Below are 10632 nucleotides of genomic sequence, written 5' to 3' on the forward strand. Positions count from 1 at the left end.
TTTTTAAGAGGTATTTACCCATTCTCGTCTAACTCATAACTTTAATTTTGATCGTGTACTAGAAGGAGAAGAACTATACATAAAACTATAATCGGATTGATATTAAGTAGAATAAAAGTTTAGAGCCATTTGTGTGCCAAGCCATTTTAACTAATATGGGTTATCAACACCACCTATTGTATGGTGGTTTTTCTTTTGAGTTTAAAATCAAATTAACGAACAATAGTTTCTTGTAGATTGCACGGGGATTGAGATTAATAGAGGTTTAATCTAGCTCATATCAGGAACATGCAGCAAGCATTACAGACGATCATTGGAAGGCTCTTAAAAAAGGCTATCTCATCAAATGCGGATACACAGGAAGGCGTCGAATTTATTTTCGCTGAAAAAGATGGAAAGACTGTAGCCAGTGTTGCATTGTTCCCGGCTAAAAGCGATGCCTATGACGGGAATGTTGAGAACTGGATTGTCCTGAGATACGAATGCTCGCCGTAGCACCGGAAGCTCCGGGCACGGAGTGGCATGTGTCTTAATTTCCGAATGTTTCCAGATATCGACAGATAAAGGCTTTAATTCTATCGGTCATCATACCGGAGATTTTATGGAAGGTGCAATGAGATTATATGAAAGGCTCGGCTTTGCTCGTCTGCCACAATTTGATTTCGAGCCCGCAAATGATGGATCATTGTGAAAGCCTTTCGACTTCCTATTGCATGACTTTTTCTATGAAAGGATTTTTCAAACTCTCAGTTATCTTTCCTCTTTTTAGAGATTTTAGTCTATTAAGCATTCCGAAAAAAAATCATCCAATCTTGAATGCCTTAAAGAGGTTTCCCGATAAGGCAAGGCACAACCAGCTTACATCATGTTAACAGAGGTTTGGAAGCTACCAATAAGATTGAGAAAAGCGGTATCCATCTTCAATGCTCTGATGAAATATTTAAAATGGGACTTATCAGACAGCCCCTTTTATATATTCATTGGGAAAGGCATAATTGAGAAAAAATATTATATTAAAATAACATTACATCCATGCTACAATTTACTTAAAATTCAATTATAACTAATCACACGGTAAGGCTTAAAAGCCTTGCTTTTTTTTTTATATTTATTCAAATTAACACCTCTTTTCTGAAATCAAAATGGCGAAAGGGGTTTTTTATTTTTCCAAAGAAATAACCTGTCTGATCAGCTTCGATTTTTATATATAAAGGGTGAAGGGAGGTGATCATGATGGCGCAGGCAATGTTAATGGAATCGAGGCTTCGACTGGTTTTTGAGACTGGGGTGAATGAAAAAGGTGAGCCGGTCTTCAAGACAAAAACCTACAGCAATGTTAAAAAGGAAGCGACTCCAGATCAGCTTCACCAAACGGCGTTAGCTTTAGCCGGGCTATGTGCGGATCCGTTAAGCTCAGTTGAACGGAGCGATAGCGTGGACATTATCGCTTAATGAAAAAAATAGGGGAAGGAGGTGAGCAGCGTGGCGAAAACATTGGAACTGCAGTTTTTAACAGACTCAGGTGCGATCGCCAGGGTTTCACTCGACAATCCAAAGGAACCGGTTGATCTTGTTGCAGTAAAGCAATCGATGGATCAAATTATTTTGGCCGGGGCATTTGCAACCGCAAACGGAAATCTTGCGGCTGTTAAAGGAGCGAGAGTCGTAGAAAGAAATGTAACCGATTATGAAATAGCTTAAAGATCAGGGCCGGGTTCGATTTTGAATCCGGCTTTTTTTCAAGAAGCGGCACATCATTTTAGCCTGGGAAGGGAGGAGGAACAGAACATATGGAACAGATTATCCCGTTCATTAGCGACGTGGGTTTTCCGATTGTTGTAACCCTTTATTTGCTGCATCGAATTGAGGCGAAGCTGGACAAAGTGGTTCTGTCGATTCAGGATTTGCCGGATCGTTTGAAGGAATGAAGTACTGTTAAAATATGCAATTTAACTTGACATTACCTGTCTTTTATGGTAGATTGTAAGAAGCCATTTTGCATCGTGTTCGATTTTTGCAAATAGCTTATTCAATGTTCCAAACGTTTGGATGAGTAATGTCAAGCTTATACGTTGTAAATCGGTTAATTTACACATAGCTCCTCATGAGCTATTAGGAGGATTTTTCAATGAAAAACGGTAAAGTAAAATGGTTCAACTCTGAAAAAGGGTTCGGATTCATCGAAGCTGAAGACGGAAATGATGTTTTCGTACATTACTCTGCAATCCAAACAGAAGGCTTTAAAACATTAGAAGAAGGCCAAGAAGTTTCTTTCGAAGTTGTCGAAGGTGCTCGTGGACCTCAAGCTGCCAACGTTGTAAAAAAATAAATTGAATAACCGTAATTCACAGCTCAGCCATTTTGGTTGGGCTGTTTTTATGTTTATTGGAATAAATCCGATTAGCTAATTGCTAGCAGCTTGATAGTTAATTGCTATTATTAAGATGTGCTGATTTTCCTTTAATTGTGCAAGCCATTTAAATTTCTCGTTTGCTATAATGGTAGCATCGTAGTGTCGATTATGAGAGGTGAAGGATGTTGAAGTTTATACATACGGCTGATTGGCATTTAGGCAAGCTCGTTCACGGCGTTTATATGACCGAGGACCAGCGCGAGGTTTTGAATCAGTTTGTTTATTTGGTAGAAGAGGAGCAGCCGGATGCGGTTGTGATCGCTGGAGATCTTTATGATCGTTCGGTTCCGCCAACGAGTGCTGTCGAGCTTCTTGATGAGATATTGTACAAAATAAACGTTGAGCTCAAAACGCCTGTGGTCTCGATTAGTGGAAATCATGACAGTGCGGAACGCCTTTCTTTCGGAAGCTCATGGTACAAGCAAAGCAAACTTTACTTAACAAGCAAACTGACAGAGGATTTACACCCAGTACATATAAATGGAGTGAATTTTTATTCCATCCCTTACGCAGAACCGGGAACGGTCAGGCAGCTGCTTGCGGATGACAGCATCCACTCCCACCAGGATGCAATGAAGGCGCTGATTGGAAAAATAGAAGAGACGATGAATCATGCTAAACCGAATGTGCTTGTTGGGCATGCATTCGTGCTTGGCGGGCAAACGTCCGATTCGGAACGGACTTTGTCAGTTGGGGGTTCCGGGTGTGTGAGCGCCGATTTATTTGAGCCTTTTTCCTACACAGCTCTCGGCCATTTGCACAGTCCGGATGCGATCAAGCATGAAAAAGTGAAATACTCGGGGTCGCTATTAAAATATTCTTTTTCCGAGGCGACACAGCGCAAAGCCGTTTCTATCATTGAAATGAATGATAATGGCAGTTTCGAGCTGCGCAGCCGTTCGTTAACTCCTAAGCAGGACATGCGTGAACTGGAAGGGCATTTAGAAGAATTGCTTGACCCTCATTTTTATGAAAAACAATGCTGTGAAGATTACCTGAAAATCACGCTTCTCGATGAGGGTGCGCTGATTGACCCGATCAACAAGCTTCGCCAGGTCTATCCAAATGTTCTCCATCTCGAACGAAAAGCAGTTTTAACCGGTATGAAAAAGAAGCGTTCATTTACATCCGTGAAGGAAGAAAAAAAATCAGAACTTGATTTATTCGCCCAGTTTTATCATGAGATGACAACCTCTGAGTTTTCTGCCGACAAGCGGGAGATCATGGCGTCTGTTATTGAAAAGGTGCTGAAGGAGGAGGGCCGGATATGAAGCCATTAAAATTGACGATGCAAGCTTTTGGGCCTTATGCCGGCAGCGAAACGATTGATTTCACAGCACTGGGAAGCAGGACGATGTTCGTTATTTCTGGAAAAACCGGCTCTGGCAAGACAACGATTTTTGACGGCATCAGTTATGCAATTTATGGGGAAGCAAACGGAGAAGACCGCGACGGCCCAGGGCTCAGAAGCCAGTTTGCACGCGAAGATGTGTTGACAGAAGTAGCGCTTGAATTTTCTTTGCGTGAAAAAACGTACTATATCGTGCGATCGCCGCAGCAGGATAAACGAAAAGAGCGCGGCGATGGCTATACGACAATCGGTGCAAAAGCAGAGCTTTATGTTTACAACGAAAAAGGGGAACGCCAGCTGCTGGCGGCGAACGTCCGGGATGCGAATGAAAAAATAAAGGAAATCATGCTCATCGACAGCAACCAGTTCAGGCAAATTTTGATGATTCCCCAGAACGAGTTCCGTAAGCTGCTGACTTCAGACAGCAAGGATAAGGAACAGATTTTACAGCGCCTTTTTCATACCGAAATATATAAACGGATTGAAGAAAAGCTGAAAGAAGAAGCGACACTTTTGAAAAAAAACGTCGAAGGCCAGCTTGAAGAAAGGAACCGGACCATCAGCGCAGTTCATGTGCTGGACAATGAAGAGTTAGGATCCCTTTTAACTGAAACTCCGTTGAATGACGCGGTGATCCTCCCGCTTGTCAAACAAGAAATTGGCGCGATGTCCACCCTTCTTGAGAAGATTGAGAAAGAAGGGAAAGACAGACAGGAGCAGCGGGATAAGCTTCAGCAACAAATATATGAAGCGGAAATGATCATCAAGCAGCTGAACACAAAAAAAGAGCTGGAAGCGAGAATCATCGTTCTTGAAGAACAGAAAAGTATCATTGAAAAGAAAGAAAAAGATATCAGCCTTGCCCATAAAGCGGCCTTACTTTCCCAGCAGGAGGATCTTTGCCGCCGTTTGAAGCTTGAGCTTGATGAAAGTAACAGCCTTCGCGACTCTGTCCTTTTAAGTAAAAAGGGTCTGGAAGAGAAGCTTTCAGAGTATGAAAACGCATATCTTTTCGAAAAAGGCAGGGAAGACGAGCGAAAAAAAGCAGCAGAGGAAGTCAGCCGCCTGCTTAATATCGAAAGTGATGTTCGTTCTTTTGCAGATCTTAGCGCGCAAGTATCCTTATTGAAGCGTAAACTGGATGAGTCTGTGTCACAGCAACAAAAATCGGAAGCCAGCCTGGTGGATACTGAAAAACTGCTAAAAGAAAAGCTTGAAGAGAAGCTTGATATCGAAAAAGCGCAAATCGCTTATCTTGAGAACGAACGGAAGCTTGAAAAGCTTGAAGCTGAATATGATAAAATCACAAAATTTGAACAGCTTTTGCTAAAGGAAAAACAAGCGGAAAGCACTTATATGCAAAGAAAGAATATGTTTGAGCATGCCAATAAGCGGCTGATGGATGCGAGAGCCCTTGTTGAAAAGCTTGAGGAAAACTGGATTCATGGGCAGGCAGCGATTTTGGCAGGAAAGCTTGAAGATGGCAGTCGTTGCCCGGTCTGCGGATCTGAACACCATCCCTTCCCGGCCGATGGATCTTCTGAGTCCGTTTCGAACGAGGAGGATATGAAGACGGCAAAGCAGCAGGCAGCCGCACTTGAGCAGGAAAAAGCAAAGGCAGAGTCGGCGATGTTTGAAAGCCAATCTTTATTGAATACGTTTATGCAAAATCGTTCAGAGCTGCAAACGCAAATCAATCTCGAAACAGCAGAAAATAACGGTGAGCAGGTGCAGATGCTGAAAATCGAAATGGAAGCAGAACGGGACAAGCTTAGCGAAATACAAAAGCAGCTCCAGGCCAAAAAAACAAAGCTTGATCAAGTCACTGCCGCGATCGACAAGGCTGAAGAACAGAAGAAGGCGATCCAGGCACAATTACAGGAGCTTGCCCGCGCTATTCAAGATATAACGATTCAATTCACAGAAAAAAGAACAAACTTGATGAGAATCGAACAAACAATTCCGGAGAGCATAAGAACTCTGGCAGCCTACCAGTCCGCATTGGAAAACGCTGAAAAAAGGAATCAGGAATTGCAGCAACGTCTAGAAAAAGCCCAGGAGCTATACAGTTCGACAAAAGAAAAATTGGCAGGTGAAACAGCACGTTTCAACGAGCTTGAGAATCAGGCGAACAGTTTGGAGCGCAAGCTTGGAACTGAGCGGGAAGCTTTTAAAAACAAGCTGTCAGAGCAAGGATTCGAAAATTACAACGCATACGCTGAAGCGAAAAAAACAGAAGCGGAAATTGCGGAGCTTGAACAGAATGTGCGCCAATACAGAGAAGAGTATCGGTCTGTATCTGACAGGCATGCGGAATTTTCCGAGCTGCTTAAGGATGTAAAAGAACCGGACCTTGAAACCTTGAACGACAGCTTTAAGCAAATCACCGAACAGATTAAAGAGCTGCAGGAACGCTACACCGATTTATTGGTGAAAAAACGCAATAACGAGAATATTGTCGTAAAGGTCGAGGAAATAAATGAGACGATGCAAGCTCTTGAAGAGCAGTACAAGGTAATCGGCCATCTGTACGAAATTTCGAAGGGGCAAAACACATACCGGATCACATTTGAGCGCTTTGTCCTTGCTGCGTTTTTAGATGATATTTTAGCTGAAGCCAACGTGCGGCTCGGCAAAATGACGAATGGCCGTTACGAGCTGCTGAGAAAAACGGACCGTTCAAAGGGAAATGCCCAGAGCGGGCTTGAATTGCTCGTTTTCGATCAGTATACCGGCCAGGAACGCCACGTCAAAACACTTTCCGGAGGAGAAAGCTTTAAAGCGGCCCTTTCCCTTGCACTCGGTCTGGCAACTGTCGTCCAGCAATATGCAGGTGGAGTATCATTGGAAACAATGTTTATTGACGAAGGCTTTGGCACTCTCGACCCAGAATCACTCGACCAGGCGGTTGAAGCGTTGATGGATATTCAGAGCAGCGGCAGGCTCGTCGGCATTATCTCGCACGTTCCTGAGTTGAAAGAAAGAATTGATGCACGGCTCGAAGTGATCGCAACCCAGGCGGGAAGCAGAACAGAATTCAAGTTTATCAATTGAGAAACGAAGAGCATCGGACGGACGATGCTCTTTTTTCTTCTGTATTCACCAGGAGATCAACTTATCTAAAAGAATCCAGCTATTATTTCTATTTAAATTTCCATATAATCTAATGGAATAAGATTGTCTGAAAAAATAGTTAATTTTTGGTTACTTATATATATAAAATGTGCCCTCCAAGTACAAAGTTTTAATTTCTGAACAAATCCTTACACTTATTTTCTGACAAAGCACGTAAACCTTTTTCACTCTTACCGTATGGTTTTTCAGCAGACCCTAATTAATCAATTTGTTTTCTTTTAATTTTCTCCCAAATCTGAAGTAGATTATTTTTCTCCGCTGCAATATGATTCGTATACAATTTGAAGCTGAAATTTTCATCTGAGTGTCTAGGTATAATATGAAAATGAATGTGCTTAATATCTTGTTGTGCTTGATCTCCATTATCCGAGAGAACTGTAAAGTCATCACAAATGCCTGACTTAATTAATATTTGGGAAACTTTTATTAAGGAACTCATTAAAGCATTAGAAAGACCGGGTTCATCTAAATAATCAAGTCTCTCAATATGTTTATTAGGTATAATTAATGTATGACCAGAAGTGACAGGATTTATATCAAGAAATGCTGTTACATATTCATCTCTATACACTTCGAAACACGAAACTTTTTGTTTTATAATATCACAAAATATACATGTCCCCATTTTTTTCACACTATCCTTTACCAAGTGTTCCTCTCTTTCTAACGTTTGTTTCGCAAATAATAAAAAATAGCACTCCCATACAAAAAGTTAAAATCGAGGTAATCACAAATAATAAGTACTCTGAAATAAATATAGAATTTCCCACTATACTACGTTTTAAGAGTATAGTAGTTGAATATATGGGCATAATGATAGCATAAAAGCTATCATTTGGTGGCAATGATATAACAGCTAGCAATAAATACTGTAAAATTGGTATTATATCTTGTACCCTTTTGTATACTAACGCAACTCCAGCCATTACAAAACCAATCCCATACATACCTAGTAAGGAAATCAGCAGTACAGCAAGTGAATTCAGGCCCAATTCCACACTAGAGTTAGTAGTTATTAAGATTAAAATGACTAATAATACAGTTCTTGCGGAATTTACAATATTATCAGCTATAATTTTTGAAAAAAGAATAATCCAAAATGAGTATGGAGATAACCACCATTGTTCAATGGTACCTCTTGTTGATTCATTTAATATTACCCAGCCTGGTTCAGTAATAATCGCAAGTGAAAAGTACCATAAAGCATAACTCACAATAAAAATGGCACGTGAGTTACTATCCGTTTCCACCTCATGAATTATATTCACTATAGTCCCAATTATTAGAAAATTCAAGTTTTACTAATAAATTTTTCAAAAAAAGTAAAAAATCCATTTTAAAGCTTTTTATTTGTTCATAACTTCATATATACAATAAATTGTTAGATAGATAAATAGTTAAGGAAAGAAGAATAGAATATTTTGATGATTTTGTTCCTAGCATTGCCACATATAGATGTTTTGACTGATCATAGTTGAGATTGAAATGGGGATTATTAAGAAACAATTTCCGAATGCTTCTGGGAGGTGCTGAAATAAAACAAAGTTAACGGCAAAACATAGAGAGACACACTAACCTAAATATAGATAGCGGCAATTTTAAGAATTGGATTTGTTGAAATTGAAGGCGTTGAGAACAGATATAACGAAGGAAGATGGAGCAGTATCGATGTGAAATAAAGTCATGAGTAGAGTATTAACAGGAAGTTTTCTTATGGCATTGGCAGTGTCCCCTCATTTAAAACGGCCAGGTGGACGAATTATCAATATTAGTTCAATTGCAGCGTTTACGGGTGCAGCCGGGCCGGTTCAACTGCATATGCTGCTGCAAAGGCCGGTCTTCACGGACTGACTACCGGTCTTGCGAGAGAATTGAGTCCTCAGGGAATCACAGTAAACGCTATTGCACCCGGATTCATCGCGGATACTGGATTTACAGGACACTGGCCATCTGAACGCATTGAGCAAATTGTTTCACAAGTTCCGGTTGGCAGAGCTGGACATGCAAATGATATCGCTGCCGGGATAAAGTATTTAGCATCTGAAGAAGCTTCGTTTGTAACAGGGGAAATCATTAATATTAATGGCGGCTGGTTGTTTGGCAGGTAGCATAGAAAAAGGCTTTTGTATACGAATTGAGCATACAAAAGCCTTGCCTTTTATACGGTGAATCACATCGTACTCACCAGAAATCAATTATCATGGTTGTACCGACTTTAAAAGCTCCACAAATTCTTCATAACCATAATCTTCTGCATAATCAAGTGCCGTCATACCCTCACTGTCTACCAATGTTGGGTCAGCGCCTGCTTGAAGCAGTATTTTGACGGCTTCCATGTTTTCCATCGCCACCGCAGACATTAAAGGTGTCCAGCCATAATCATCTTGAAGGTTTGGATCAGCACCGTGTTCGAGTAATGTTGGAATAAAGTCTGTTGCATCATAGCTAATCGCCAGTATAAGTGCAGTTTCTCCATACTCATTCATTTCGTTAGGATCAGCACCGTCAATTAATAATTGTTCAGCCTCAGCAAAATCTTCATTAAAAATAGCTTGCTGTAATGGCGGATCCTCAGAATTTAACATCCAATCAAGGGAAGGGACATTCTCAAGGATTTTAAATCCAGCGAAAAATAGTCCGGCAGATAAAGCCGGGAAAAGTACAAAAATAGTAAGCATAATCGCCACTAACTGCTTTGTTTTTTTGACAAGCGGTATACTGGGTTCCCCATGCAAGAATTTTTCTATTTCGTTTATTCTCTTAGGAATTGGCGGATGCGTCGACAATAACTCTGTCATTGTCGCAAAAAACCCTTTTTTCTCATTGTATTGCTGCTGGTATTCTTCTATATTTACATTTTTGTAGAGTCGTCTCCCAGCTGCTAAAACCAATAAGCCGTCAATAGCACCGTCGGGTTCATCCGTATAGTATGCAGCCATCCGGTCGCAAGTGAATTCAGCCATTCTCGAAAAGCCGACCCCGACAAATGGTACCCACATAGCCGGAAACACAAGCAAAGTCTTGACGATGTGATTTCTTTTAATATGGGCGAGTTCATGGGCGATAACATAGTCAATTTCTGAACCGTTTGATTCAAGTGAAATGTCCACGAAATCTGAGTATAAGACGACCATATTCTTGCCAAACAGGGCAAAAACTTTGGTGGCGAAGGCGTTTAACGCCCCGCCGGATTCAACTATATATACTTCGGGTATTTGCTTCAGTTCCATGCGCTGGCTAAGCGTTTCAACTTTTTTGTATAACTCAGGAAATTGTTTTTCCCTCAGGCGAATCCCATTCAGTTGAATATGGGAGATTGAGATCGCATGCGAGAAAAAAGACAGCAGCGCAAAGAAAATAAAAATAATAATACCGATGATCGAAAATAATAGATAAAGAGTAACTAAAACAGCTGTGATGATACATATCGCGTAAAGCAGCGTTTCCTTCTCATGTACCAGTTCTGGCCTTTGATTTTCCATGACTTCATCTCCTTATGAAAAAAATTCCCTTGTTTATTTTAGTAAGGCGTTTCTTCTCTGAGCGATCTGATCGCTATTCGGCATTGCTAATTGATAGTTGCGTTTTTATAAAACACCTCCAATACATAAATGTAATCGATTATTCACATTTTTGAAATGTTTTTTTAAAAGTAAACTAATGGAAGAAGAAAGGGTTAATTGTAAAATCAAATGCAACACCATAAAAATAGAAAAGCCATAGTGAAACCGTG

Annotated in this window: 11 protein-coding genes and 1 pseudogene; 9 read left to right on the forward strand and 3 right to left on the reverse strand. The window is 40.6% G+C overall.

The window, feature by feature from the left end; translation table 11 throughout:
• Nucleotides 1–288: 288 nt before the first annotated feature.
• The 7 genes from CU633_RS23520 to CU633_RS22350 all read left to right on the forward strand — a co-directional run bounded on the left by CU633_RS23520 (nt 289) and on the right by CU633_RS22350 (nt 6818).
• Nucleotides 289–495 carry a hypothetical protein gene (locus CU633_RS23520; protein ID WP_257959295.1) on the forward strand — a complete coding sequence of 69 codons (207 nt, stop codon included), beginning with the start codon at nt 289–291 and terminating at the stop codon, nt 493–495.
• A gap of 738 nt (nt 496–1233) precedes the next feature.
• The gene (locus tag CU633_RS22325; RefSeq protein ID WP_101662740.1) at nt 1234–1452 is read left to right on the forward strand and encodes a DUF1659 domain-containing protein; all 219 of its coding nucleotides are present in this window, start codon (nt 1234–1236) and stop codon (nt 1450–1452) included.
• 30 nt (nt 1453–1482) lie between these two features.
• Nucleotides 1483–1701: a DUF2922 domain-containing protein gene (locus CU633_RS22330; protein ID WP_101662741.1), complete on the forward strand. Its 219-nt coding sequence runs from the start codon at nt 1483–1485 to the stop codon at nt 1699–1701.
• Between the two features lie 89 nt (nt 1702–1790).
• On the forward strand, nt 1791–1928 hold the full coding sequence (locus CU633_RS22335; protein ID WP_101579316.1) for a YvrJ family protein: 138 nt from the start codon (nt 1791–1793) through the stop codon (nt 1926–1928).
• A 200-nt stretch (nt 1929–2128) separates the two neighbouring features.
• Nucleotides 2129–2329, forward strand: coding sequence for a cold-shock protein (locus CU633_RS22340; protein WP_101662742.1), 201 nt, complete (start codon nt 2129–2131; stop codon nt 2327–2329).
• Between the two features lie 209 nt (nt 2330–2538).
• Entirely contained in the window at nt 2539–3684 is a 1146-nt protein-coding gene (locus CU633_RS22345; protein ID WP_101662746.1) for an exonuclease SbcCD subunit D, read from the forward strand.
• Entirely contained in the window at nt 3681–6818 is a 3138-nt protein-coding gene (locus CU633_RS22350) for an SbcC/MukB-like Walker B domain-containing protein (RefSeq protein ID WP_101662743.1), read from the forward strand. The genes CU633_RS22345 and CU633_RS22350 overlap by 4 nt, the downstream gene beginning before the upstream one ends.
• Before the next feature lie 280 nt (nt 6819–7098).
• On the opposite strand, the gene CU633_RS22355 is transcribed toward CU633_RS22350, so the two are convergent.
• Both CU633_RS22355 and CU633_RS22360 read right to left on the reverse strand, forming a co-directional pair.
• Nucleotides 7099–7548 (reverse strand): HIT family protein, encoded by a 450-nt coding sequence (locus CU633_RS22355; RefSeq protein WP_257959300.1) that lies wholly within the window; start codon nt 7546–7548, stop codon nt 7099–7101.
• The gene (locus tag CU633_RS22360) at nt 7535–8167 is read right to left on the reverse strand and encodes an ABC transporter permease (RefSeq protein WP_142383454.1); all 633 of its coding nucleotides are present in this window, start codon (nt 8165–8167) and stop codon (nt 7535–7537) included. Before CU633_RS22360 ends, CU633_RS22355 begins: the two co-directional genes overlap by 14 nt.
• 415 nt (nt 8168–8582) lie before the next feature.
• Between CU633_RS22360 and CU633_RS23165 the strand changes: the two genes are divergently transcribed.
• Nucleotides 8583–8750: a hypothetical protein gene (locus tag CU633_RS23165; protein ID WP_257959302.1), complete on the forward strand. Its 168-nt coding sequence runs from the start codon at nt 8583–8585 to the stop codon at nt 8748–8750.
• Nucleotides 8738–9007 (forward strand): annotated as a pseudogene (locus CU633_RS23170) (SDR family oxidoreductase); the annotation flags it as partial. The gene CU633_RS23165 and the pseudogene CU633_RS23170, both read left to right, overlap by 13 nt.
• Before the next feature lie 90 nt (nt 9008–9097).
• Here the strand turns inward: CU633_RS23170 and CU633_RS22370 are convergent.
• Nucleotides 9098–10381, reverse strand: a complete 1284-nt coding sequence (locus CU633_RS22370) for a M48 family metallopeptidase (protein WP_101662745.1) — start codon at nt 10379–10381, stop codon at nt 9098–9100.
• Nucleotides 10382–10632: the final 251 nt, after the last annotated feature.

Origin of the sequence: Bacillus sp. V3-13 (assembly GCF_002860165.1) — a bacterium.
Lineage (GTDB): Bacteria > Bacillota > Bacilli > Bacillales > Cytobacillaceae > Bacillus_BJ.